This window comes from Pararhizobium sp. P1_E7 (assembly GCF_056405855.1).
This window is the reverse complement of sequence record NZ_JBFUBH010000014.1, coordinates 1-23,626: the sequence shown is the minus strand read 5'-3', so window position 1 is coordinate 23,626 and position 23,626 is coordinate 1. Positions and strand designations below refer to the sequence as shown.

At 60.3% G+C, this 23,626-nt stretch carries 22 protein-coding genes and 3 tRNA genes; 2 read left to right on the top strand and 23 right to left on the bottom strand.

Annotation, left to right across the window (positions count from 1 at the left end; all coding sequences use genetic code 11):
• Positions 1 to 16 precede the first annotated feature (16 nt).
• From AC1D17_RS15495 to AC1D17_RS15410, 18 genes are all read right to left on the bottom strand, one after another.
• Positions 17 to 1,528 carry an NADH-quinone oxidoreductase subunit M gene (locus tag AC1D17_RS15495; protein ID WP_477566274.1) on the bottom strand — a complete coding sequence of 504 codons (1,512 nt, stop codon included), beginning with the start codon at positions 1,526 to 1,528 and terminating at the stop codon, positions 17 to 19.
• Positions 1,528 to 3,525 (bottom strand): NADH-quinone oxidoreductase subunit L, encoded by a 1,998-nt coding sequence (gene nuoL / locus AC1D17_RS15490; protein WP_477566273.1) that lies wholly within the window; start codon positions 3,523 to 3,525, stop codon positions 1,528 to 1,530. Before nuoL ends, AC1D17_RS15495 begins: the two co-directional genes overlap by 1 nt.
• Positions 3,526 to 3,532: 7 nt before the next feature.
• Positions 3,533 to 3,841, bottom strand: coding sequence for an NADH-quinone oxidoreductase subunit NuoK (nuoK, locus tag AC1D17_RS15485; RefSeq protein ID WP_037169335.1), 309 nt, complete (start codon positions 3,839 to 3,841; stop codon positions 3,533 to 3,535).
• A 27-nt stretch (positions 3,842 to 3,868) separates the two neighbouring features.
• The gene (locus tag AC1D17_RS15480; protein WP_264219193.1) at positions 3,869 to 4,483 is read right to left on the bottom strand and encodes an NADH-quinone oxidoreductase subunit J; all 615 of its coding nucleotides are present in this window, start codon (positions 4,481 to 4,483) and stop codon (positions 3,869 to 3,871) included.
• A 141-nt stretch (positions 4,484 to 4,624) separates the two neighbouring features.
• The gene (nuoI, locus tag AC1D17_RS15475) at positions 4,625 to 5,116 is read right to left on the bottom strand and encodes an NADH-quinone oxidoreductase subunit NuoI (protein WP_264219570.1); all 492 of its coding nucleotides are present in this window, start codon (positions 5,114 to 5,116) and stop codon (positions 4,625 to 4,627) included.
• Between the two features lie 64 nt (positions 5,117 to 5,180).
• Entirely contained in the window at positions 5,181 to 6,224 is a 1,044-nt protein-coding gene (gene nuoH / locus AC1D17_RS15470) for an NADH-quinone oxidoreductase subunit NuoH (RefSeq protein WP_477566272.1), read from the bottom strand.
• Positions 6,225 to 6,244: 20 nt separating this feature from the next.
• Positions 6,245 to 8,326, bottom strand: a complete 2,082-nt coding sequence (nuoG, locus tag AC1D17_RS15465) for an NADH-quinone oxidoreductase subunit NuoG (RefSeq protein WP_477566271.1) — start codon at positions 8,324 to 8,326, stop codon at positions 6,245 to 6,247.
• Positions 8,327 to 8,447: 121 nt separating this feature from the next.
• Positions 8,448 to 9,173: a hypothetical protein gene (locus AC1D17_RS15460; protein ID WP_477566270.1), complete on the bottom strand. Its 726-nt coding sequence runs from the start codon at positions 9,171 to 9,173 to the stop codon at positions 8,448 to 8,450.
• Positions 9,174 to 9,178: 5 nt separating this feature from the next.
• Positions 9,179 to 10,483: an NADH-quinone oxidoreductase subunit NuoF gene (gene nuoF / locus AC1D17_RS15455; RefSeq protein WP_477566269.1), complete on the bottom strand. Its 1,305-nt coding sequence runs from the start codon at positions 10,481 to 10,483 to the stop codon at positions 9,179 to 9,181.
• A 12-nt stretch (positions 10,484 to 10,495) separates the two neighbouring features.
• The gene (gene nuoE / locus AC1D17_RS15450) at positions 10,496 to 11,482 is read right to left on the bottom strand and encodes an NADH-quinone oxidoreductase subunit NuoE (protein WP_477566268.1); all 987 of its coding nucleotides are present in this window, start codon (positions 11,480 to 11,482) and stop codon (positions 10,496 to 10,498) included.
• A gap of 15 nt (positions 11,483 to 11,497) precedes the next feature.
• Complete coding sequence (locus AC1D17_RS15445) at positions 11,498 to 11,761, bottom strand: hypothetical protein (protein ID WP_477566267.1); 264 nt, start codon at positions 11,759 to 11,761, stop codon at positions 11,498 to 11,500.
• Positions 11,761 to 12,951, bottom strand: a complete 1,191-nt coding sequence (locus tag AC1D17_RS15440) for an NADH-quinone oxidoreductase subunit D (protein WP_477566266.1) — start codon at positions 12,949 to 12,951, stop codon at positions 11,761 to 11,763. Before AC1D17_RS15440 ends, AC1D17_RS15445 begins: the two co-directional genes overlap by 1 nt.
• Before the next feature lie 57 nt (positions 12,952 to 13,008).
• On the bottom strand, positions 13,009 to 13,614 hold the full coding sequence (locus AC1D17_RS15435; RefSeq protein ID WP_477566265.1) for an NADH-quinone oxidoreductase subunit C: 606 nt from the start codon (positions 13,612 to 13,614) through the stop codon (positions 13,009 to 13,011).
• A 17-nt stretch (positions 13,615 to 13,631) separates the two neighbouring features.
• Positions 13,632 to 14,210 carry a NuoB/complex I 20 kDa subunit family protein gene (locus AC1D17_RS15430; protein ID WP_264219202.1) on the bottom strand — a complete coding sequence of 193 codons (579 nt, stop codon included), beginning with the start codon at positions 14,208 to 14,210 and terminating at the stop codon, positions 13,632 to 13,634.
• The gene (locus AC1D17_RS15425) at positions 14,201 to 14,566 is read right to left on the bottom strand and encodes an NADH-quinone oxidoreductase subunit A (protein ID WP_264219203.1); all 366 of its coding nucleotides are present in this window, start codon (positions 14,564 to 14,566) and stop codon (positions 14,201 to 14,203) included. Before AC1D17_RS15425 ends, AC1D17_RS15430 begins: the two co-directional genes overlap by 10 nt.
• A 651-nt stretch (positions 14,567 to 15,217) precedes the next feature.
• Positions 15,218 to 15,294: transfer RNA gene (locus AC1D17_RS15420), tRNA-Asp, on the bottom strand.
• Positions 15,295 to 15,345: 51 nt separating this feature from the next.
• Positions 15,346 to 15,422: transfer RNA gene (locus AC1D17_RS15415), tRNA-Asp, on the bottom strand.
• Between the two features lie 95 nt (positions 15,423 to 15,517).
• Positions 15,518 to 15,751, bottom strand: coding sequence for a hypothetical protein (locus AC1D17_RS15410; protein ID WP_477566264.1), 234 nt, complete (start codon positions 15,749 to 15,751; stop codon positions 15,518 to 15,520).
• A gap of 76 nt (positions 15,752 to 15,827) precedes the next feature.
• On the opposite strand from AC1D17_RS15410, the gene AC1D17_RS15405 reads away from it, so the two are divergent.
• Positions 15,828 to 15,903: transfer RNA gene (locus AC1D17_RS15405), tRNA-Val, on the top strand.
• Positions 15,904 to 15,981: 78 nt separating this feature from the next.
• Here AC1D17_RS15405 and AC1D17_RS15400 read toward each other — a convergent pair.
• Positions 15,982 to 17,079, bottom strand: a complete 1,098-nt coding sequence (locus tag AC1D17_RS15400; protein WP_477566263.1) for a hypothetical protein — start codon at positions 17,077 to 17,079, stop codon at positions 15,982 to 15,984.
• Between the two features lie 286 nt (positions 17,080 to 17,365).
• On the opposite strand from AC1D17_RS15400, the gene AC1D17_RS15395 reads away from it, so the two are divergent.
• On the top strand, positions 17,366 to 17,623 hold the full coding sequence (locus tag AC1D17_RS15395) for a hypothetical protein (RefSeq protein ID WP_477566262.1): 258 nt from the start codon (positions 17,366 to 17,368) through the stop codon (positions 17,621 to 17,623).
• A gap of 91 nt (positions 17,624 to 17,714) precedes the next feature.
• Here the strand turns inward: AC1D17_RS15395 and AC1D17_RS15390 are convergent, their stop codons facing one another.
• From AC1D17_RS15390 to AC1D17_RS15375, 4 genes are all read right to left on the bottom strand, one after another.
• A complete protein-coding gene (locus AC1D17_RS15390) occupies positions 17,715 to 18,089 on the bottom strand; it encodes a CAP-Gly domain protein (RefSeq protein WP_477566261.1) in 375 nt (124 codons plus the stop codon).
• Positions 18,090 to 18,236: 147 nt separating this feature from the next.
• Positions 18,237 to 18,635: a (R)-mandelonitrile lyase gene (locus AC1D17_RS15385; RefSeq protein WP_477566260.1), complete on the bottom strand. Its 399-nt coding sequence runs from the start codon at positions 18,633 to 18,635 to the stop codon at positions 18,237 to 18,239.
• A gap of 143 nt (positions 18,636 to 18,778) precedes the next feature.
• Positions 18,779 to 22,255, bottom strand: coding sequence for an ATP-binding protein (locus AC1D17_RS15380; protein ID WP_477566259.1), 3,477 nt, complete (start codon positions 22,253 to 22,255; stop codon positions 18,779 to 18,781).
• Positions 22,255 to 23,532: a metallophosphoesterase family protein gene (locus AC1D17_RS15375; protein WP_477566329.1), complete on the bottom strand. Its 1,278-nt coding sequence runs from the start codon at positions 23,530 to 23,532 to the stop codon at positions 22,255 to 22,257. Before AC1D17_RS15375 ends, AC1D17_RS15380 begins: the two co-directional genes overlap by 1 nt.
• Positions 23,533 to 23,626: the final 94 nt, after the last annotated feature.

Below are 23,626 nucleotides of genomic sequence, written 5' to 3'. Positions count from 1 at the left end.
CAATCCCGTCCTGTCGTCAGTTCGCCGAAAGCGCAACGTCATGCGCTGCCTGCACGGCCGCAGTATAATTGTTGATGAGCACGTCCACCGAGGCTGCCGTCGCATCGAACACCGGAGCCGGATAGACGCCGAAGAAGACGGTCAGCACGATCAGCGGATAGAGCAGCGCCTTTTCACGGCCGGAGAGATCCAGCAGCGATTTCAGGCTTTCCTTGTCCAGTGTGCCGAAGATCACGCGGCGGTAGAGCCACAGAGCGTAGCACGCCGACAGAATGACGCCGGTGGTGGCGAAGAACGCAACCCAGGTGTTGGCCCTGAAGGCGCCGACCAATACGGTGATTTCACCGACGAAGCCGGACGTGCCCGGCAGGCCGACATTGGCCATGGTGAAGACCATGAAGGCAACCGCATATTTCGGCATGTTGTTGACGAGGCCGCCATAGGCGCTGATCTCGCGGGTGTGGGTGCGGTCGTAGACCACGCCGACGCAAAGGAAGAGCGCGCCGGAAACGAGGCCGTGCGACAGCATCTGGAAGATCGCCCCCTGCACGCCCTGCGTATTGGCGGCAAAGATACCCATGGTCACATAGCCCATGTGGGCGACCGACGAATAGGCGATCAGCTTCTTGATGTCGGACTGCATCATCGCCACCAGAGAGGTGTAGATGATTGCGACGATCGACAAAGTGAAGACGAAGGGCGCGAAATATTCCGACGCCAAGGGGAACATCGGCAGCGAGAAGCGCAGGAAGCCGTAGCCGCCGAGCTTCAAGAGAACGCCTGCCAGGATGACGGAACCCGCCGTCGGCGCCTGCACGTGCGCGTCTGGAAGCCAGGTATGCACCGGCCACATCGGCATCTTCACCGCAAACGAGGCGAAGAAGCCGAGCCACAACCAGATCTGCATCTGGCGCGGGAACTGGTAGGCGAGCAGTTCGGCGACATCGGTCGTGCCGGCCTGCCAGTACATCGCCATGATGGCAAGCAGCATCAGCACCGAGCCGAGCAGCGTGTAGAGGAAGAACTTGTAGGACGCGTAGACGCGATCCTTGCCGCCCCAGACACCGATGATGATGAACATCGGAATGAGGCCCGCTTCGAAGAAGACGTAGAACAGCACGATATCGAGCGACACGAAGACGCCGACCATGAACACTTCCAAAAGCAGGAAGGCGATCATGTAGGCCTTCAGGCGCTTTTCGATCGTGACCCAGCTCGCCAGAATGCAGAACGGCATGAGGAATGCCGAGAGCACGACGAACAGCACTGAAATGCCGTCAACGCCGAGATGGTAGGAAATACCGGTACCAAGCCATGCATGCTTCTCGACCATCTGGAAGCCAGGGTTCGAATTGTCGAAGCTCCACCAGATCCAGCAGGATAGGAGAAATGTGGCAATCGTCGTGACAAGCGAGATGTTCAGGACATTGCGGCGGCCGGAAGCGCTGTCTTCACGCGTCAGAAACAGAAGCACAACACCGGCCAGCGGCAGGAAGGTGACCGCGGAGAGAATGGGCCAATCGGTCATCAGAAGGAGCTCCCGAGCATCATCCAGGTAACGAGCGCCGCGATGCCGATGAGCATCACGAAAGCGTAGTGATAGAGGTAACCGGTCTGCAGGCGAACGACGCGGTCCGTCACGTCCATGACCCGGGCGGCAATGCCGTTCGGGCCGTAGCCGTCGATGATCCTGCCGTCACCTTCCTTCCACAGGAAGGTACCGAGGCGCTTGGCAGGACGAACAAACAGGAAGTCGTAGAGTTCGTCGAAGTACCACTTGTTGAGCAGGAACTGGTAGAGACCGCGATGCTGGTCGGCCAGGTATTTCGGCGTTTCAGGCGAGCGGATGTACATGTACCAGGCGGTGACGAAGCCGAGGATCATGGCGATGAACGGGCTGAGTGCGACCAATGCCGGAACGTGGTGGAAATGCTCGAGCAGTTCGTTCTCCGGTCCGGTGAACAAGGCACCCTTCCAGAATTCGGCATATTCGTGGCCGTAGAAATATCCCTCACCGAGGAAACCGGCAACCACGGCGCCGAGAGCCAGAATGTACAGCGGAACCAGCATGACCTGCGGCGATTCGTGCACGTGGTGCATGACCTCGTGCGAAGCGCGCGGCTTGCCGAAGAACGTGAGGAACATCAGGCGCCAAGAGTAAAAGCTGGTGAACAGCGCGGCGATCACCAGAAGGGTGAAGGCGAAGCCGCCGACCGCCGAATGCGATGCATAGGCCGCCTCGATGATCACGTCCTTCGAGAAGAAGCCGGCAAAGCCGACCGGTGTGAACGGGATACCGACACCGGTGATCGCCAGCGTGCCGATCAGCATCATGAAGTAGGTCACCTTGATGTGCGGACGCAGGCCGCCCATGTAGCGCATGTCCTGCTCGCCATCGACGGCATGGATGACCGAGCCGGCGCACAGGAACAAGAGCGCCTTGAAGAAGGCGTGCGTGAACAGGTGGAAGATCGCCGCACCATAGGCGCCGGTGCCAAGCGCCACGAACATGTAGCCGAGCTGCGAGCAGGTCGAATAGGCGATGACGCGCTTGATGTCGTTCTGGACGAGACCGACGGTCGCCGCGAAGAACGCGGTGATCGCACCGACGACGGTGACAACCATCAGAGCCGTGTGGGACAGTTCGAACAGCGGCGACATGCGGGCGACGAGGAAGACGCCGGCCGTGACCATGGTCGCGGCGTGGATGAGCGCCGACACGGGCGTCGGGCCTTCCATGGCGTCCGGCAGCCAGGTGTGCAGCAGGAACTGCGCCGACTTGCCCATCGCGCCCATGAACAGCAGCAGGCAGATCCCGGTGATCGCATGGGCCTTGTCGAGATGCATGCCGAACAGGTTGATGACGACCTCGCCACCTTCGGCAGCGCCTTCGGCCGGCAGGTAGCTGGCAGCGGCGGCAAAGATCGTCTCGAAACTGATCGAGCCGAACAGCACGAAGACGCCGAAGATACCGAGTGCGAAACCGAAGTCACCGACGCGGTTGACGATGAAGGCCTTGATCGCGGCGGCGTTTGCCGACGGCTTCTTGTACCAGAAGCCGATCAGCAGATAGGACGCCAGACCGACGCCTTCCCAGCCGAAGAACATCTGCAAGAGATTGTCCGACGTCACCAGCATCAGCATGGCGAAGGTAAACAGCGACAGATAGGCAAAGAAGCGCGGCCGGTTCGGATCGTGATGCATGTAGCCGATCGAATAGAGGTGAACCAGGCATGACACGGTGTTGACGACGACGAACATGACGGCCGTCAGCGTATCGACCCGGAAGGCCCATTCGGCATCGAAGCTGCCGGACTGGATCCAGCGCATCACGGTGACCTTGATCATCTCCGTCTCGCCGAGCGCGACGTTGAAGAACACGATCCAGGACAGGACCGCGACGATGATCATGAAGCCGGTGGTGACGTATTCCGAAGCCTTGGCGCCGATCGAGGTGCCGAACAGACCCGCGATCAGGAAGCCGATCAGCGGCAGGAAGACGATGGCTTGAATAATCGTATTCATTGGCCGCTCAGCCCTTCATCATGTTGACGTCTTCCACGGCGATGGAGCCGCGGTTGCGGTAGAAGACGACGAGAATTGCAAGACCGATGGCGGCTTCCGCGGCCGCGACGGTCAGAATGAACAAGGCGAACACCTGGCCGGTGATGTCGTTCAGGAACGACGAGAAGGCGACCATGTTGATGTTCACCGCAAGCAGAATGAGTTCCACCGACATCAGGATGATGATGACGTTCTTCCGGTTGAGGAAGATGCCGAAGACGCCCAGCGTGAACAGGATGGCGCTGACGGTCAGATAGTGGGAAATACCGATTTCCATGATGTGTTCCTTGACCTCGCGTCCGTCTTAAAGGCCCTGCCCCGACTTCACCTTGACCACCTCGACGGCGGTCTCCGGCTTGCGGGCGACCTGTGTGGGAATATCCTGGCGCTTGATGTTTTCGCGGTGGCGCAGTGTCAGCACGATGGCGCCGATCATGGCGACCAGAAGAACCAGGCCGGCAATCTGGAAGAAGTAGATGTAGTGCGTATAGAGCACGTCGCCGAGTGCGGCCGTATTGGTGCGATCCGTGATGGCCGGGATCGGCATCGAGATCGACTTGGCGATTTCCGGCGAGAATGAGCTGCCGCCGACCACGATGATCAGCTCGGCTGCAAGCACCAGCCCGATCAGCGCCCCGACCGGTGCATAGTCAAGCACCCCTGCCCTCAATTCGGTGAAGTCGATGTCGAGCATCATCACCACGAAAAGGAAGAGAACCGCAACCGCCCCGATATAGACGACCAGCAGGATCATCGCCAGAAACTCGGCGCCTGTCAGCAGAAACAGGCCGGCCGCGTTGAAGAACGTCAGGATCAGGAACAGCACGGAATAAACGGGGTTCCGCGCAGAAATCACCATGAACGCCGACGCAACCGCGACGAATGAAAAAAGATAGAAAAAAAGAGCCTGCAGACCCATGATCGGTGCCTTTTTCGTCTTCCCCGGGTAGGCATGACCGGCTGGTCATCCTTCCCACTGGCGCACCGGATAGCCCGGCCAACGCCCTAAATCTGATTGACGCCCGCCTTGAGTGGCGGGCGCAGTCCGGTTGCAGCGGTCTCAGCGGTAAGGCGAGTCCATTGCGATGTTGCGGGCAATTTCGCGTTCCCAGCGGTCGCCGTTGGAAAGCAGCCGGTCCTTGTCATAGTAGAGTTCTTCGCGCGTCTCGGTGGCGAACTCGAAGTTCGGACCTTCGACGATCGCGTCTACCGGACAGGCTTCCTGGCAGAAACCGCAATAGATGCACTTCACCATGTCGATGTCGTAACGGACCGTGCGGCGCGTGCCATCGTTGCGGCGCGGGCCAGCTTCAATGGTGATCGCCTGGGCAGGACAGATTGCTTCGCACAGCTTGCAGGCAATGCAGCGTTCTTCCCCGTTCGGATAACGGCGCAGCGCATGCTCGCCACGGAAGCGCGGGCTGACCGGCCCTTTTTCGAACGGGTAGTTCAGCGTCGACTTCGGTGCGAAGAAATAGCGCATCGACAGGAAGAACGCGCCAACGAATTCCTTGAGGAACAGCGAACTGACGGCTTGCGACAGACTTGCCATCATCAACCTCCAAACGTGCCGGCCAGGGAGGCGCCGGCTGATTTTGCGAAACGGGGAGAAAACATCAGGCCCACACCACCAGTTTCAGCACGACTGCAACGATGAAGACCATGGCGAGCGACAGCGGAAGGAAGACCTTCCAGCCGAGACGCATCAGCTGGTCATAGCGATAGCGCGGCACGAAAGCCTTCACCATGGCGAACATGAAGAACACCATCGAGGCCTTCAGGATGAACCAGATGATGCCGGGAACCCAGTTGAGGAACCAGACGTCGACCGGGGGCAGCCAGCCGCCGAGGAACAGGATCGTCGTCAGCGCGCACATCAGGCAGATGGCGGCATATTCGCCGAGCATGAACATCATGTACGGGGTCGAGCCGTATTCGACCATGAAACCGGCGACCAGTTCCGATTCGGCTTCGACCAGGTCGAAGGGCGGACGGTTGGTTTCAGCCAGCGCCGAGATGAAGAAGACGATGAACATCGGAAACAGCGGCAGCCAGTACCAGTCGAGGAACGAGCCCGGCAGGCCCATCATGGTGCCCAGGCCATCACGCTGCGAATCGACGATATCCGTCAGGTTCAGCGAACCGGCGCAGAGCAGCACCGTGACGATGACGAAGCCGATCGAGACTTCATAAGAGACCATCTGGGCCGCCGAACGCAGGGCCGAGAGGAAGGGGTACTTGGAGTTCGATGCCCAGCCGCCGATGATGACGCCGTAAACCTCAAGCGAGGAAATGGCGAACACATAGAGGATGCCGACATTGATATTGGCCATCACCCAGTTCGCATTGAGCGGGATAACGGCCCATGCCGCCAAGGCCAGCGTCACGGAAACGAGCGGCGCCAGCAGGAACAGGATCTTGTTCGAACCGGCCGGGATAACCGGCTCCTTGAAGACGAACTTCAAAAGATCGGCGAAGGACTGGAAAAGTCCCCACGGGCCTACCACATTCGGTCCACGGCGCATCTGCACCGCTGCCCAGATCTTGCGGTCGGCCAGCAGGATGTAGGCGATGAAGATCAAAAGCGCGACCAGAAGCAGCAGCGACTGGCCGATCATGATGGCCGTTGGCCAGACATAGGTCGAAATGAAAGCGTCCATTTTGTCTTATTCCCTCGCGCTCATTCCGCCGCAGCTTTGAAATTGTTGCGTGCCAAAGCCGAACATTCGGCCATGACGGCGGACGCGCGTGCTATCGGGTTCGTCAAATAGAAGTCTTTGACCGGAGACGCAAACGCCGATTTGCCCATCTCACCGGCTTTTTGTGCCAGTGCGGCAATTTCACCGCTAGCGCCGGATGCGATCATGTCGATCGCGGCGAAATGCGGATGCGCCGCATAAAGCTTGCCGCGCAATTCGGCAAGCGAATCAAACGGCAGCTTCTTGCCGAGCACGTCGGACAGCGCACGCAGGATCGCCCAGTCCTCGCGGGCGTCGCCCGGTGCGAAGCCGGCGCGGTTACCCATCTGGACACGGCCTTCGGTGTTGACCCAGATGCCGGACTTTTCGGTATAGGTCGCGCCCGGCAGAATGACGTCGGCGCCATGAGCACCTTCGTCGCCATGCGAGCCGATATAGACGGTGAAGCCGGCGGTCTTGGCGGAGAAATCCATTTCGTCGGCGCCAAGCAGGAACAGGACGTCGGTTGCAGTCAGCATCTCGGCAGCAGTCTTGCCCCCCTCACCCGGCACAAAGCCGAGATCGAGACCACCGACGCGGGAAGCGGCGGTATGAAGAACGGCAAAACCGTTCCAGTCCGCAGTCACCGCACCGACGGCGCCTGCGAGCTTGGCGGCAGCAGTCAGAACCGAAGCGCCATTGCCGCCGGAGATCGCGCCCTGGCCAACGATGATCATCGGGCGCTGTGCCTTTTTCAGGACGCTGAGGAACTTGCCCTTGCCTGCGACCAGTTCGGCCAGCGTGTCCGTGCCTGCACCGAGATAGTCATAGGAATAGCGCAGCTCGGCCTGTTCGCCGATCACGCCGATCGGGAAATTGGCCATCCGGAACCGCTTGCGGATGCGGGCGTTGAGTACTGAGGCTTCAAAGCGCGGGTTCGATCCGATGATCAAAAGTGCGTCAGCGCTTTCGATGCCCTGGATCGTCGGGTTGAAGAGATAGCTTGCACGGCCGAACGAGGGATCGAGCGCTGCGCCATCCTGGCGGCAGTCGATGTTCTTCGAGCCGAGCGAGGAGATCAGCTCCTTCAGCGCAAACATTTCCTCGACGGAAGCGAGATCGCCGGCAATCGCGCCGATCCTGTCGCCGCTGGTCTTTGAGACAGCTGCCTTGATCGCGGCAAAGGCCTCGTTCCAGGTAGCGGGCTGCAGGCGGCCGTCCTTCTTCACGTAGGGGCGGTCGAGGCGCTGGGTCTTCAGGCCATCCCAGATGAAGCGGGTCTTGTCGGAAATCCACTCTTCGTTGATCTCTTCGTTAACGCGCGGCATGACGCGCATCACTTCGCGGCCACGCGTATCGACGCGGATGGCCGAGCCGACAGCGTCCATGACGTCAATCGATTCGGTCTTGCCGAGTTCCCACGGACGGGCGTTGAAGGCGTAGGGCTTCGAGGTCAAAGCACCGACCGGGCAGAGATCGACGACATTGCCCTGAAGCTCCGACGTCATCGCCTGTTCGAGATAGGTGGTGATCTCGGCATCCTCGCCGCGGCCGATCAGGCCGAGTTCGGCAATGCCGGCGACTTCGGTGGTGAAGCGCACGCAGCGCGTGCAGTGAATGCAGCGGTTCATCACGGTCTTGACCAGCGGGCCGATGTACTTGTCTTCGACAGCGCGCTTGTTTTCGTTGTAGCGGGTCGAATCGACGCCGAAGGCCATCGCCTGGTCCTGCAGATCGCATTCGCCGCCCTGGTCGCAGATCGGGCAATCAAGCGGATGGTTGATCAAAAGGAATTCCATCACGCCCTCGCGGGCCTTCTTGACCATCGGGGTGGTCGTGAAGACTTCCGGCGCTTCGCCATTCGGGCCGGGACGCAGGTCGCGCACGCCCATGGCGCAGGAGGCTGCCGGTTTCGGCGGCCCGCCCTTCACCTCGATCAGACACATGCGGCAGTTTCCGGCGACCGACAGCCGCTCATGGAAACAGAAGCGCGGAACCTCGGCGCCGGCCTCTTCGCACGCCTGCAGCAGCGTGAAATGATCCGGGACCTCGATCTCTTTTCCGTCGACTTTCAGCTTTGCCATCTTCGCACTCAATCCTGTCGTTCATTCGCCAGCCAAAGCGGCGAACAGATATTATAAAGGCACGCTAACCTGTTGAACGAAAACCACCGGCCCCCGCTCGAAACTCAATCTCACCCCTGGCTCAGCCCTTCATCAGGGCCTTTGCCTGCTCGACCCAGCCGTCCCGCGCGATGCGACCGCCAAAACCCAGCTGGTCGTCGATGCGCTGCACGTCCTTATCGCTCCACAAAGCGACATCAGCATAACGCCGCACGCCCATTCCATTCAAAACCTGCTCCAGCTTCGGACCGATGCCCGAAATCCGCTTCAGATCGTCCGCCTGCGTCTGGACAACGCTGGCCGCCGCCTTCTGCCGCTTCGGCTTTTCAGCCATTGCCGCGGCAGCCACTACCGCCACAGCCTTGACTGGCGCTGTCTTCACAGGCGCAGACTTCACCGGTTTAGTCGCAGCCGGGGCAGCCTTGACCGCTTCTACCTTTACAGGCCTGGCACTCTCTGTCACCGACGCGGCATCCGCCGCCTTGGCAGTGGTGACCACCGGTTCGGCAGGCCCCGGCGCGGGCTTTTCGTCCGCTACGGCGCCGGTCTTCTGCGCCGTCCCGGCCATTCCCTGCATCGCCCCAAACATGAAGCCGGCGATATGGCTGGTGACACTAAGACCGATCGCGGTTGCTGCCGCCATCGCCGCCGCCGGATGCTGCATCAACGGATGCAGCGGCACCTTCGGCATGTCCTTCAGCCACTCGGTCATGCCGAACGGGTCGTTTCTACCGGCCTGGAAGCCGATGGAAGGACCGGCAGATCCTGCCCGTGTACCCTTGTCTGCTTCCTGTTCCGGCCTGTTCATATCGCTTACTCCGCCGCTTGCAGCACCGCCCCATGCGATGTCGAATTCCGCGTGTATTCATCGATGCGCTTTTCCATCTCCGGACGGAAATTGCGGATCAGGCCCTGGATCGGCCATGCGGCCGCGTCGCCGAGCGCGCAGATGGTGTGGCCTTCGACCTGCTTGGTGACATCGAACAGCATGTCGATTTCGCGCTTCTGGGCGCGGCCCTGAACCATGCGTTCCATGACGCGCATCATCCAGCCGGTGCCTTCACGGCACGGCGTGCACTGGCCGCAGCTCTCGTGCTTGTAGAAGGCAGCCAGCCGCCAGATGGCCTTGATGATGTCGGTGGAGCGATCCATGACGATGACGGCGGCGGTGCCGAACGACGACTTGACGTCGCGCATCCCGTCGAAATCCATTGGCGCGTCGATAATGTCCTCGGCCTTGACCACCGGACAGGACGAACCACCAGGGATGACAGCCAGAAGATTGTCCCAGCCGCCGCGGATGCCGCCGCAATGACGCTCGATCATCTCGCGGAACGGGACGCCCATCGCGTCTTCGAACGTGCATGGCTTGTTGACGTGGCCGGAGACCATGAACAGCTTGGTGCCGACATTGTTCGGGCGGCCGATCGCCGAGAACCAGGAAGCGCCACGGCGCAGGATGGTCGGGGCAACGGCGATCGATTCGACGTTGTTGACCGTCGTCGGGCAGCCGTAGAGGCCCATATTGGCCGGGAACGGCGGTTTAAGCCGCGGCTGGCCCTTCTTGCCCTCAAGGCTTTCGAGAAGTGCTGTTTCCTCGCCGCAGATATAGGCGCCGGCGCCGTGATGGACGTAGATGTCCATATCCCAGCCATGCTTGTTGTTGATGCCGAGAAGGCCGGCATCATAGCATTCGTCGATCGCCGCCTGCAGCGCCTCGCGCTCGCGGATATATTCGCCGCGGACATAAATGTAGGCGACATGCGCGCCCATGGCGAAGCTGGCGATCAGGCAACCTTCGATCAGCGTATGCGGATCGTGGCGCATGATGTCGCGGTCCTTGCAGGTACCGGGCTCGGATTCGTCGGCATTGACGACGAGATAATGCGGCCGGCCGTCGCTTTCCTTCGGCATGAAGGACCACTTCAGGCCTGTCGGGAAGCCAGCACCACCACGGCCACGAAGGCCGGAAGCCTTCATCTCGTTGATGATCCAGTCACGGCCCTTTTCCAGGATCTGCTTGGTGCCATCCCAGTGGCCACGGCTTATGGCGCCCTTGAGCGACTTGTCATGGATGCCGTAGATATTGGTAAAAATGCGATCTTTATCGTCGAGCATGGTTCACCTAACTTATCGCGGCTTCTTGCCGAAAACTTTGATGTATTCGGCTTCGCCGCCCTTGGCCAGCGCCTTGGCTTGCTTGACCCAATCGTCGCGTTCGATGCGGCCCTTGAAATTCAGATAGCCGTCCACCCATTCGCGCTCAGCCTTCTTCCAGCCAGCGACTTGCGCGAAGGTGAAGATGCCGAGTTCGTGGAGGGTGCCTTCGATCTTCGGGCCAACGCCGGAGATCAGCGTCAGGTCATCCGGAGCATCCGGCTTTGCGATGCCGGCGGGGCGGTTCTTGTCCTCCAGCGACGGCTTTGCAGCAGCGGCAGCGGGCTTGGCGTCCGCGTGGACTTCGGCATCGCTCACCTTCTTGGCGCGCGGTGCTGCCGGCTTCTTTTCCGGGGTCAGCAAGGTGGTCGGTCCGCCGACGGGTGCCGAGAAGATACGGTCGATCTGCGGGCCCGGCTTGACGTCGGCGCCCTTGCCTGCGTCGAAACGGTCGATGATGTATTCCAGCTGCGGAACAGTCAGGTCTTCATAGGTATCCTTGAAGATCATCACCATCGGTGCGTTGACGCAGGTGCCCTGACATTCGACCTCTTCCCAGGACAAAGTGCCGGCTTCGTTCGGCGTCAGCGGGTTGGGGTGAATGCGCTTCTTGCACAGGTTGATCAGGTCTTCCGAGCCGCGCAGCATGCAAGGGGTCGTGCCGCACACCTGAACATGGGCGCGTGTACCGACCGGTTTCAACTGAAACTGGGTGTAGAAGGTCGCAACTTCGAGCACGCGGATATAGGGCATGGTCAGCATGTCGGCGATGCTTTCGATCGCCGCCTTGGTCACCCAGCCATCCTGCTCCTGCGCCCGCATCAACAGCGGAATGACCGCCGATTGCTCGCGGCCCTTCGGGTATTTCTTGATCGTGGCCTTGGCCCATACGGCGTTTTCCTTGCTGAACGCAAAGGCCGCTGGCTGGACATTTTCTTCGGCTAGTCGACGAACGGACATTCTTCCCGCACCTTATCAGTTAATCGAACCGCACCGCGAGGCCGTCAGGGTGACGAATTCGCAGGCATAGGCTGACTGGTCTTTTTGCAAAAATACGATGTAGCGCGTGCCGTTCGGCACTGCGGCCCTGATCTCATAGCCCTGGCTCAGAAGCCTGCCCATACCGCTGCCCGACGAACCGCTCATCGCCGGCTCATCGGACTTGGGCGCGGTTTCCTGCGCAAAGGCAGGACCCGCAACAAGCATCGATGCCAAAAATGTCAGGACCACCCTGCGCATCAACGATCAACCTCGCCGAACACGATATCGAGCGATCCGAGAATGGCCGAGACGTCCGCCAGCTGGTGCCCGCGACAGATATAATCCATGGCCTGAAGATGGGCGTAGCCCGGAGCGCGGATCTTGCAGCGATACGGCTTGTTGGTGCCGTCGGAGACGAGATAGACGCCGAATTCGCCCTTCGGGGCTTCAACGGCAGCGTAAACCTCGCCCTCCGGCACGTGATAGCCTTCGGTATAGAGCTTGAAGTGGTGGATCAGGGCTTCCATCGAGCGCTTCATCTCGCCGCGCTTCGGCGGCACGATCTTGCCGTCGAGCGAGGAGACCGGGCCGACCTTGGCGTCGCCCAGCAGGCGATTGACGCACTGGCGCATGATCTTGGCCGATTCACGCATTTCGATCATGCGGATCAGGTAACGGTCGAAGCAGTCGCCGTTCTTGCCGATCGGGATGTCGAAATCCATGTCGGCATAGCATTCATAGGGCTGCGACTTGCGCAGATCCCAGGCAGCGCCCGAACCGCGCACCATGACGCCGGAAAAGCCCCAGGCCCAGGCATCATCCAGCGTCACGACGCCGATATCGACGTTGCGCTGCTTGAAGATGCGGTTGCCGGTGAGCAATTCGTCGATATCGTCGACGGTCTTCAGGAACGGATCGATCCACTTGCCGATGTCTTCGACCAGTTCGTGCGGCAGGTCCTGATGAACACCGCCCGGACGGAAATAGGCCGAGTGCATGCGCGCGCCACAGGCCCGCTCATAAAACACCATCAGCTTTTCGCGCTCTTCGAAGCCCCAGAGCGGCGGCGTCAGCGCGCCGACGTCCATGGCCTGCGTCGTGACGTTCAAGAGGTGCGACAGGATGCGGCCGATTTCCGAGTAGAGAACGCGGATCAACTGGCCGCGGATCGGCACTTCCGTTCCCGTCAGCTTCTCGACCGCCAATGCATACGCATGTTCCTGGTTCATCGGCGCGACATAGTCGAGCCGATCGAAATAGGGCACGGCCTGCAGGTAGGTCTTGGTTTCGATCAGCTTCTCGGTGCCGCGGTGCAGCAGGCCGATATGCGGATCGACACGCTCGACGATTTCGCCATCGAGCTCCAGCACGAGGCGCAACACGCCGTGCGCCGCCGGATGCTGCGGTCCGAAATTGATATTAAAATTACGGACGTTATGTTCATTCATGCCGCTTGCTCCAAGCCGGATAGGCCCTCGCTCTTGCGGGGCCGCCGGCCTTCCTTGTCACTTCGCGTTTGCTTTTTCGTCACCGGGCAGAACGTAGTCCGTCCCTTCCCAAGGCGACATGAAGTCAAAGTTGCGGAATTCTTGCTTCAATTCGACCGGCTCATAGACAACCCGCTTGGCTTCGTCGTCATAGCGCACTTCAACGAAACCGGTCGTCGGGAAGTCCTTGCGCAGCGGATAGCCCTCGAAGCCGTAGTCGGTGAGGATGCGGCGCAGGTCCGGATGGCCTGTGAAGAGAATGCCGTACATGTCATAGGCTTCCCGCTCGAACCAGTCGGCGCCCGGATAGACGGCGCAAGCCGACGGCACCGGCTGATCTTCGCCGGTTGCGACCTTCACACGGATGCGCAGATTCTGCTTCGGCGACAGCATATGATAGACGACATCGAAACGATCGGGACGCTGCGGCCAGTCGACGCCGCAAATATCCGTGAAATTGACGAAGCCGCAGCGGGGATCATCCCGCAGGAACGTCAAGAGCGCGATCAGATTGTCCGATGTCGACGTCAGCGTCAGCTCGCCAAAGCTGATGACGGCATCCGAAATCAAGGCGCCGCGCGTTTCGCGGATATAGGTAGCAAGTCCGTTCAGGGCTTCACTCATGTTCAAGTCCCCTGCCCTTACCGTTCGATCGTGCCTGTGCGGCGGATCTTCTTCTGCAGCAGCAGCACCCCGTAAAGGAGAGCCTCTGCCGTGGGAGGACAGCCCGGCACATAGATATCGACCGGTACGACGCGGTCACAACCGCGCACCACCGAATAGGAATAGTGATAGTAGCCACCGCCATTGGCGCAGGAGCCCATCGAAATGACGTAGCGCGGCTCGGGCATCTGGTCGTAGACCTTGCGCAGCGCCGGCGCCATCTTGTTGGTCAGCGTGCCGGCGACGATCATGACGTCGGACTGGCGCGGTGAGGCGCGCGGCGCAAAGCCGAAACGCTCGGCGTCGTAACGCGGCATCGACATCTGCATCATCTCGACGGCGCAGCAGGCCAGACCGAAGGTCATCCACATCAGCGAGCCAGTACGGGCCCAGTTGATCAGCTCATCCGTCGAGGTGACCAGAAAACCCTTGTCGGCGAGCTCGTTGTTGATCTCGCCGAAATATTTGTCATTGCTGCCGATCAGCTTGCCGGTCGAGGGATCGACGATCCCCTTAGGCTTTGGCGCAACGAGCGTCGTGCTGGATGTCAGTTCCATTCCAGCGCTCCCTTCTTCCATTCATAGATAAAGCCGATGGTCAGCACGCCGAGGAACGACATCATCGACCAGAAGCCGAGCCAGCCCATGTCCTTGAACGATACGGCCCAGGGAAACAGGAATGCCACTTCGAGATCGAAGATGATGAAGAGAATCGACACGAGGTAGAATCGAATGTCGAATTTCATGCGGGCGTCATCGAATGCGTTGAAGCCGCACTCATAGGCCGAAAGTTTTTCATCGTCAGGCGCCTTGTAAGCGACTGCGAACGGCGCGATCAGCAGCGCCAGCCCGATAACCAGCGAAATACCGATGAAAATCGCAATCGGAATATAGGAGCCGAGAAGGTCTGTCATTGTATCCGTCCCTGCCTGCGAGGCGCGCTGGAGAAGCGCAAAACAAAGGCTCACAGGCCGAAAAATATGTTGCAACGCCAAAGTGGTTAGCGCAGCCAGCGCCGCTGTGCAAGCCTTCAGAACGGTTTTCACCCCCTTGTGTGTCCGGAATGAAGACCGCCCAAAAGCTTGGATCTTAGGTAAGCAGGCGTAAATACCGCGAAATCCCGACCGGGCCGTGCAAGGCCGGCCGCCAAGCCTTTTCGCGGCAGCGCCGGGGACATATGGTCGCGCTTGCTAAAATCGATTGAAATCGGAATGAAAAATCCCGGGATGGGGTGGCGGAGGCGCAGGCCGCCAGCCGGAGGGAGCTGCAACAGGACTGCATGGCCCCCATCCGCGTTTTGCATGGGTAGCGATGTTGCCGCCTCGCATTTGCCCGAAAGTCCGCGGCGGATCGCCCAATACGAAAGGCTCTTGAGATGTCCCGGGTGCACTGTGCGGAGGGGGACCGATTCTCAGCATGACCAAAGGCCGCTTCCGTTGTGAAGCGCCAGACACTGCTCGGATAATTCAACCGGAGGCACATTTCACCAGACGGCAAGAACCGACCGGGACCAAAGGTCCCGCCGGCTTTCAAATCACACTTGCATTTGAAATCTTAGCGGAAAATGGCGCGAGTGACGGGGCTCGAACCCGCGACCTCCGGCGTGACAGGCCGGCACTCTAACCAACTGAGCTACACCCGCGCATTATAGTACAAAACCCCCGGACATAAGCAGAATCTGCTATTCTTGAAATGGCGCGAGTGACGGGGCTCGAACCCGCGACCTCCGGCGTGACAGGCCGGCACTCTAACCAACTGAGCTACACCCGCGCATTTCATTTCAAGTCGTCCGGATGCTTTTGCATCCGCTCGAAGCGGCTAGGCCGTTTCGATGAGCGGCTAACTACGAGGTTCGTCTTTGGGTGTCAAGCAGGTTTGGAGACAAAACAGTGACAGCCATCGAATTGTTTCCACAGGTCCGAAAAAGCACCTGCAAATATTCCGGAACATCGGACAAGCGCTTCCCCTTGCATCATAATCTGCCCCGACAGCCCTCCCCGTTGCAGCTCATCATAGGCCTGCCGGTTTTCCACATCCGATTTATCAGGCGACAGCCAGCGAACATGGGAGTTTGAAAAAAAATCGAAAAAATCGTCCATTCCGCTCTTGCGGTTTTCCGCCGATACGCATAGATCACGGCCACCGACGCGGCAGACACTGCTTCTGCTTCGCGAAGGGCGATTAGCTCAGTTGGTAGAGCGCCTCGTTTACACCGAGGATGTCGGGAGTTCGAGTCTCTCATCGCCCACCATTTTTTCAAATGCTTATCAGACGCCAATCGCACCACTGTGTAGCAGCCTTGTGTATGTCCCTTGTGTAGCTGGTGAGATCAGAACATCGGCGATAAGCTTTGCACCCACGCCAAAGCTGAATCAGACGCCTTCACGAGAGCGTCAATGACCGCCTGCCGATGCTGAGTGTGAGCCAGTCCTATCTCAAGGCTGGCGATTTCCGTCATCACAAAAAACCCTGCCCCAAGCACCGTCACGGCCAACACCTTCGCAATTCTTCTAAAGATGGATATCTGTGCTTCGACGTTAGCAACGTCGGGCGCGGGGCTTTCGCCTTCCTGTCTTACCTCTTCAATCGCGGCAACGACCTGCTGAAACTGCTCTTGAGTGACAGGGCGCTCAATCTCAAGCAATTCCGGTGGATGGTTATGTCCCCTGTTCGGCGCGACATTTTGATTCTGCCGTATGATCACTTCCAACTGATCAAGGCGGTCGAGCATTTCTAGGCGGAGGGCTTCAATTGCAGCCTGACTTGGCAGACTATCGCCAGTTGCGAATGATGATCCGGCGAAGGCTGCCCCGAGATATGCCGGGCCATTTATGACATATTCATTTAGCGAGCCACCGCCAATTACGCCCGATGGTGTCGGCGCGTCCACGATTAAGCCACGACCGCGCTCGTCGGTAAGAATGCGGTCATTCTCATCCGTTGGATAGGCTTGGCTCGGCGGCAACTCAGGAAATCGATTTGCCTCCTCCTCATCTTCATCCTCAACTAAATCCGAGATATCCGGCAACGGCTCATTGATAGAGTATATGCCGTCATCAGGCTCGCCTTCGCGAAGGCGTAAATCCCGATCATAGTCGTCGTCGGTATAATCATCGTGGTCGCTGCGAATGGGCGCCCACTCATAGATGCCGTCGCTAGTTGCTTCAGACACAGCGTCTTGGATCACTTCGAAGTCCGCTAGATCGGAGAACTCATCTTGAAGCTCTTCGTCGGCGTCATAAGGGCCACCGTGATTCCACAGGTATCCACCTTCACGGCCATTGTAAGAGGTTTCGTGAACAGGATCTTGATAATTCGAGTAAAACCACTGAACCATCGCTTCGACTTTGCGAGCGCGGGATAAGCGCCGAAATTGCGATGGGGTAAAGCGTTCTTCGCCTATGAAATACTCTTTGCCAGTCGCCATGTATGCTCAATCGATTCTAGCGGAAACTCCGGTGGAACAGCGGCTAAAATACTTGCAGCGGCGATTCCATACAACTATGGTTTGCGGGTTAGTAACCCGCCGCATAAAGATTCCCACGATCTCAGAAATCTTCATTTTTGAACGCTTTCTCAAGCAGCCGCGTTGACGCCTCTTGCTATATGGCAAAGGCGTTGCCATGTGTTTGCGAACGAAAATGCGAGCCGATCCAGCTCCTTGGAACGGAGTATCGGGACTGGCGATCCGGGCGGTGAAAGGGAAATATCACATGAGGAAAGCAATTCTGGCTGCAACGCTTGCCGCAGGTCTTGCCGCCTGTACCGCGATGCCGGAAATAGCCCCCATCCCTGGCAGCATCACCTATGGTGGCCAACCGGCGACCAAACTGACCAAGGCCCCCGCCGGCAGCGTCGTTCACCACCAGTTGAATGACGAATACGGTCATCCGGCCGAGGAAACCTATATCATCCAGCCGGACCGCTCGTTGCGGCTGGTGCGCAGGGAACAGATCGTCGATCCGAATTGAACGCGCCCGCGTCAGCGGACGGTTTCACGCAGCAAAATCTAAGTGCTACAGCGACCTGCGCGTCATGGCCGACTCGCGGCGCTGGAGTCGGCTAGACCTCTTCCTTTTTCCGAACCGGCGCCTTGCGCTTGGGCTCTTCCGGGGCGTCCGGCATATAGGGCTTTTCGCCTTTCGGCGTCGGTGCCAAAAGGTTCTTCAGCGCCGACAGCCGGTCTTTCAACAACGGGCGAAAGCGCGTCGCGCGATAGGGCATGTCGGCTGCGCCATAGCCTTCCGGGCCATCGTCATTTCCCCGGTGGATTTCCGCCAGTTTCACGCCGATGAACTCACCGTCGATATAGTGCTTGTAGGGGCCGACCCAACGAATGGTGTAGATCTGCCCCTTGCGGATGCCCTGATCGATCGAGACGTTCTTGAACTTGTCATCGATGCAGACGACCTTCTGCCCAACATGAAAATTGTACATCGGCGAATCCTTAAGCGGCAGTCTGCGGGCAAATGCCGCCGAGACGCGAAACCTTTTGCCTTCAGATAGCTGTGTTCACCCGGCTATTGCAACGCGCAAACAGCAACTATCATCGGCCCGGACGTCGGCGGCACCTGGCGGGACGCATCATTTCGATTGATATTGGTCGTCGCTCACAAGTTCCAGCCAGTCGACCGCCTTGCCGTCAAGTGCTTCCTGAATGGCGATATGGGTCATGCCGGTTGTGGCCGAGGCACCGTGCCAGTGTTTTTCGCCCGGCGGGAACCAGACAGTATCCCCTGCCCTGATTTCGCGAACCGGTTCGCCCCAGGCCTGGGCAAGGCCGCTGCCTGAGGTGACGATCAGGGTCTGGCCGAGCGGATGGGTGTGCCAGGCCGTGCGGGCGCCCGCCTCGAAAGTGACCGAAACGCAACGGATCCGGGCCGGCTCCGGCGCGTCGTGTATCGGGTCCTGCCGAACGCTGCCGGTAAAATAGTCTGCAGGCGGGCGAACCGACGGCCGTGATCCACAGGCTTTGATTTCCATGACGATGGCTCCTGGTGTTTGCCGCCAACGCAGCGGTTACAGTTGAATAATGGAACATAGCGCTTTCCAGCCCAATGTCTCCCCTGCCGCCGCTGCTTGGGCCCTTTCGGACCGGGCTCAGGCAAGCCCGGCCGTCCCTTCGATCACAGCGTATGGATCGTCACGTCCGGGCAAGCCTCGCGGGCGATGTCGCAGAGATGCTGATGATGGGTCAGATAGATCACCTGACCCACCCCGGCCATATCGGCCATCAGGGAAAACGCATGCCCGGCACGTCCGTCGTCGAAGGTTTCCATGATATCGTCGGCGATGAAGGGCAGCGATTCGCGCGTTGCGGCGATCTCGTGATAACCCGCCATGCGCAGCGCCAGGTAGAGCTGGAATCGGGTCCCCTTGGACAGGTCCCGCGCCAGTTTCGAGCCGCCACCGGCAGCATTGGCGATCAGGAACTCCTCACCCTTTTCGGCCTGTGTCGTCAGCCCCTCATAATCGCCGCCGCTGATGACGCTGAAGGCCACTGACGCCCGGCGCATCATGGCGCTGCGATGCCGCTCGCGATAGAGTCTGAGCGCCGTTTCACCGGCAAGAATGCCCATGCGCAGCCGCAGATAGGCGGTCGCCCGCTCCTCGATCTCCGCAAGCACCGTGCGGCGCTTTTCGTCGATATGCGCAGCCGCATCGCCGCCGCCGATGGCGGCCAGCGCCTTTTCGGCATCACGCCGCTCGGCATGCAATTCGGCCCCGTCCCGGTCGGCTTGTTCAAGCCGGGACTGCAGGGCCGCCATTTCAAGCCGCAGCCCGTCGGCATCGACGGCACTCAACAGCATTTCCGCCTCGTCCGCACGGCTAACGGCGAGCCTGGCCGCCAGATCGGTTTCCGCCTCGGCTATCCGCTCGCGCAGGCGCTGCCGCGCCTTGACCGTTTCCAGATGGGCTCCAACCTCCAGCAGCGAGCCGCTTTCGAACAGATCAAGCATGCCGCGCTTCTGTGCGTCGTGGCGTTCCCGCGCTTCTACCAAAGTCCGGAGTTCTGCGTTGCGCGCGTCATTTTCGCCGGTAAAACGCCGGAAAAGCGCTTCCTGCCGTTCGGCGCCCGCCAACCTGTCACGAATGGCCTGAACCGTTGCGAGCGGTTCGTCCGGTGTCGCCATGCCAAGGCGCTCGGCGAGTGAGCCAACGATAGCCGCGAAGGCCAACTGGTCCTTGCGCATGCCATCGATTCGATGGTCGAGGTCCGCCTTTTTCTGGATCAGCTTGTCCAGATCCTGAAGAATGATCAGAACAGGAGCGATTTCCTGCGGCGACAAGGGCGTCGCGGCCTCAGCCAGCCATGTCGCCCCGATGGTCTCCTGCCAGCGCGCAGTCCACTCAGCCATGTCCGAGCCGGCCGACGTCCATGCGGCCGTGCGCGTGCGCAGAGCCGCCTCGGCCCGTTCCACAGCTTGCGCCGCCGTAACATGGGTTCGGTGGGCTGATTGGAGATCGTTGACAATGCGCTCGGCCAGGACGATGGCGTCTTCCAGCCGCGCCGGCATGTCCTTCGTCACGCCTTGGTCTTCCAACGCCTGTTTCAGGCGTTCCATCGCCTTGTTTTCGTCCGCCGCCGCAAGCTGCGCATCCTGGCGTGCCGCGCGAAGCTGGTTGCGCACCTCAAGGGCAGCCACCCGGCGCCCAAGCCACACCACCAACTGGTTCAGCTTGGTATCCTCAGGCAACCCGCAAGCAACGGCTGCAGTCGAAATCTCCCACCGCAGCGCGGCAATCGCCGCATGGGTTGCCTCATGCTGCTGGCGAAAGGCCGAAAGCTTGCCGTTGCGTTCGGCGACGGACAGCGAAAGCCCCCTTGCCTGTGCAAGATCCTGCGATCGGGCCAGCCTGAGCGCCGTCGCCTCGTCGTCTTTCCGCAGCACGGCTTCAAAAACCTGGGCGCTGTCGCCATCCAGCTGCTGCGCATGCGCCTGCCAGGCACGATCGCGCTCCTGCCGCAACGCCAATGCGGCATCGTCGGCAGCAAAGCCCCCCGTTCGCGTCAATTCCTGAAGCCTCGCCCCGTCRGCAGCCGTCAGCGCCGTCTCTTCGGCGATCCTGTCATCGAGCCGCTTCAGCTGTTCGGTGAGCGCCGATCGCCGCGCCGTCCACTCGGCAATATCGGTTTCGTCGGGGATGCAAACGGCTGCCAGGCTGTCCGCATCGAGCTGCGCGGGCGAAAGCGTAGCAAGCTTGTCGGCCAGAACGTCGTCCAGCGCGGCAATTTGCCGGTTTGCCGTCTGTTGGCGTAGCAGGCAATCATTCTGGCGCAGCGTTCGCAGCAGATCAACCAGCGGTGCCGGATCGCCGGCGCGTGCCGAGCCTTCAGTAGCGAGCAGTGCCGCTTGTACCCTCACAGCCTCCGCATTTTCCGCCTCGGCATGGTTTTTTTCCCGCAGGGCTGCGTCCAGCCGTTCGCTGAGCGCGGCATGTTTTTGCGCCAGATCCTGCAGCCGGCCGGTTAAGGCAGCCGGCAGAATGAGCGCCGCGGCGTCAGGCATATCGGCCCGGTCAAGGCGGCCTATACGGACGGCAATGTCGGCGACGATCTTGGCACGCTCGTCGAGGCGATTGGGCATATCGCTTGCGGCTGTCCGGTGGCGGGCCTCCAGACCGGAACTCTCCAGATCGCGGATATCGCCGGCAAGCGCCAGCACGGCGATATCCCGCTCGATGGCAGCGATCTCGGCGGCTCTCCGGTCGATATCGCCTTCCAGCTGCGTCAGCCGGGCATCGATCTCGGTTTCCTCGCGCTGCAATTGCGGCAAAAGCACATGCCAGGCGGCCGGCGGCTCCGGCAGGTCGGCGAAGGCGGCAAGTTCGGAGCGTAAACCGCGCAGCCGCGCCAGAAGCGGTAGCGCCTCGATGCGGTCGCGGGCGTGGTCGAGGCAAACGCGCAGTTCCGCCCGCGCCTTCACGGCAACCTCATGCCGCTCGGCAGCTGCGTCACGCACCTTGCGCAAACCAGCAAATTCGCGGGCATTGATATCAATGGCGGCCTTTTCGTCCTTCAGCGCCTCAAGGTCCGCTTTCAACTCCGCCAGCTTGTGCTTGCGGCCCTGCGGCTTGTAAAAGGCGTCCGCCTGCGCCTTCAGGCCGGACAGGATGGCGCTGCTGTCCGGCAGACCGGAGCTGGCCGAAAACAGCAGAGCACCGAGTTCGCCTTCGCTCTTCAGGATGCTTTCGCCGCCCTTTTCGATGCTGTCGTCGTCGAGCGAAAACATCATCTGGTAGGTCGCCCGGTCGATCGAACCGAGCGCCGCCGAAAACAGATTGTCCGGCAAGGCCTGATCAGCGCCATCCAAAAGCGAATTCTGGTTGCGCTTCACGCGGGAGACGGCATGCACCTTGCCGCCGGTCTCGATGACACCACCGACGCGCATCGTCGCGTAGGGATGCAGGAAGCCGTAGCCGCTCAGCCGCTCAATCCCGAACAAAAGGTCGAGGAACGCGGAAAACAGCGTCGACTTGCCCGCTTCGTTCGGACCGTAGACGAGGTGAAAATCCGGACTGCCGACACGGGCCTCGCCAAAGTCCAGGCTGCGTCCGGTGAATTTACCATAGCGAACGAGATCGAGACGGTTGAGGCGCATCAGCGATCCGCCTCCGCATCACCGCCATGCAGATAGGCAAGGACGTCATCGCTGCCGGCGAGCGCCATGGCCTCGGCAAAACGCCCGGCAGCGTCTTCATCGACGGCCAGGCTTTCGCGCAATTCGCGCGGCAACTGCAGCAATAGCTCATCGAGCACCGCTCCCGCTTCCTGGCGAAAGGCGTGCGAAGCCAACACGTCGGTGCGGATCAGGCCGGCGAGTTCCTCCACAGGATCGGGCCCCGCCTGAGATGCCCCCGCCTCCATGCTCCGGCAATCGATATCGATCTTCTCGACCCAGCAACCGCTGAGACCGGCGGCGAGATTGGTGATTTCGGCGGAGAGGAAATCGGGGTCACGCCTGAGCTTCCAGGCAAGCGACGTCGTGCCTGTCAGCGAGATCCTGAGAATGAGATGGTCGGCGCCGGCGTTATTTCGCAGCGATGACAGGGCTTCGCCTACCTTCTCCAGCATCTGGCGCCAGTCCTGTGCACCGCTCAGATCGATGACAACTCGCTCGAACACCGCCTGTCCGATATGATGCTCCCGGTGTTCCAACACACCATCGTCGCCGACAGTGACCAGCGTCACCGTCTTTGGCCCTGCCTCGTTGATGTCGCGCCCCTGCGGCATGCCCGGCATGACGATCAACGGGCTCTCGGAGTGAACCTGGCGCATATGGACATGACCAAGCGCCCAATAGTCAAAACCGTGCCGCGCAAGTTCGGCGACACTCGTCGGCGCATAGGGATCGTGGCCAGGCGTGCCGGCCAGACTGGTATGCAGCATGCCGATATTGACAGCATCGGCAATGGGTGGCTGGAAGGATGGCAACAGGCTGTCGGGCGCATGCGGATTGGCAAAGCTGATGCCGTGGATATGGACTTCCCGTCCATCGCCAAGAGACTTGGCAAGCACCGGCTTCGCACGCCCGGTAAACACATGCACATTGGCGGGGAATGTCAGCTCACGCGTCATCGCCGATTGTGAGTCGTGATTGCCGCGAATGAGGAACACCCGGATTCCGGCGGCCTCCAGCCGGCGCAATTCGCTCGCCAGATAAAGTGCCGTGTTCATCGATGTCTGCGAGCCGTCATAGAGATCACCCGCAATCAGCAGGGCATCGACGCCCTCTTGCAGGCACAGATCGACGATCCTTGCGAGCGCCGTCCGGGTCGCGCCGCGCACCAGCTCGGCGAGGTCCGGATTTTTCAACGCAAGACTACGCAAGGGTGAATCGAGATGAAGGTCGGCGGTATGGACAAAACGAAACGGCATAGCCGACCATGGCCCGGCGTCCAGCCTCGCGTCAATGCCGGCGATGGCCTGCTCCAATGTCTATTCAGGTCTTTCATCATTCAGGTCTTTCATC

Coding starts and splice junctions, on each gene's coding strand:
- AC1D17_RS15395 (WP_477566262.1), top strand. CDS start 17,366: ATGAGGAAAGCAATTCTGGCTGCAACGCTTGCCGCAGGTCTTGCCGCC.
- AC1D17_RS15460 (WP_477566270.1), bottom strand. CDS start 9,173: ATGAACAGGCCGGAACAGGAAGCAGACAAGGGTACACGGGCAGGATCT.
- AC1D17_RS15430 (WP_264219202.1), bottom strand. CDS start 14,210: ATGGAACTGACATCCAGCACGACGCTCGTTGCGCCAAAGCCTAAGGGG.
- AC1D17_RS15495 (WP_477566274.1), bottom strand. CDS start 1,528: ATGACCGATTGGCCCATTCTCTCCGCGGTCACCTTCCTGCCGCTGGCC.
- nuoK (WP_037169335.1), bottom strand. CDS start 3,841: ATGGAAATCGGTATTTCCCACTATCTGACCGTCAGCGCCATCCTGTTC.
- nuoL (WP_477566273.1), bottom strand. CDS start 3,525: ATGAATACGATTATTCAAGCCATCGTCTTCCTGCCGCTGATCGGCTTC.
- AC1D17_RS15390 (WP_477566261.1), bottom strand. CDS start 18,089: ATGTACAATTTTCATGTTGGGCAGAAGGTCGTCTGCATCGATGACAAG.
- AC1D17_RS15410 (WP_477566264.1), bottom strand. CDS start 15,751: ATGGACGATTTTTTCGATTTTTTTTCAAACTCCCATGTTCGCTGGCTG.
- AC1D17_RS15425 (WP_264219203.1), bottom strand. CDS start 14,566: ATGACAGACCTTCTCGGCTCCTATATTCCGATTGCGATTTTCATCGGT.
- nuoG (WP_477566271.1), bottom strand. CDS start 8,326: ATGGCAAAGCTGAAAGTCGACGGAAAAGAGATCGAGGTCCCGGATCAT.
- nuoH (WP_477566272.1), bottom strand. CDS start 6,224: ATGGACGCTTTCATTTCGACCTATGTCTGGCCAACGGCCATCATGATC.
- nuoF (WP_477566269.1), bottom strand. CDS start 10,483: ATGCTCGACGATAAAGATCGCATTTTTACCAATATCTACGGCATCCAT.
- AC1D17_RS15445 (WP_477566267.1), bottom strand. CDS start 11,761: ATGCGCAGGGTGGTCCTGACATTTTTGGCATCGATGCTTGTTGCGGGT.
- nuoE (WP_477566268.1), bottom strand. CDS start 11,482: ATGTCCGTTCGTCGACTAGCCGAAGAAAATGTCCAGCCAGCGGCCTTT.
- AC1D17_RS15400 (WP_477566263.1), bottom strand. CDS start 17,079: ATGGCGACTGGCAAAGAGTATTTCATAGGCGAAGAACGCTTTACCCCA.
- AC1D17_RS15385 (WP_477566260.1), bottom strand. CDS start 18,635: ATGGAAATCAAAGCCTGTGGATCACGGCCGTCGGTTCGCCCGCCTGCA.
- AC1D17_RS15375 (WP_477566329.1), bottom strand. CDS start 23,532: ATGCCGTTTCGTTTTGTCCATACCGCCGACCTTCATCTCGATTCACCC.
- nuoI (WP_264219570.1), bottom strand. CDS start 5,116: ATGGCAAGTCTGTCGCAAGCCGTCAGTTCGCTGTTCCTCAAGGAATTC.
- AC1D17_RS15480 (WP_264219193.1), bottom strand. CDS start 4,483: ATGGGTCTGCAGGCTCTTTTTTTCTATCTTTTTTCATTCGTCGCGGTT.
- AC1D17_RS15435 (WP_477566265.1), bottom strand. CDS start 13,614: ATGAGTGAAGCCCTGAACGGACTTGCTACCTATATCCGCGAAACGCGC.
- AC1D17_RS15440 (WP_477566266.1), bottom strand. CDS start 12,951: ATGAATGAACATAACGTCCGTAATTTTAATATCAATTTCGGACCGCAG.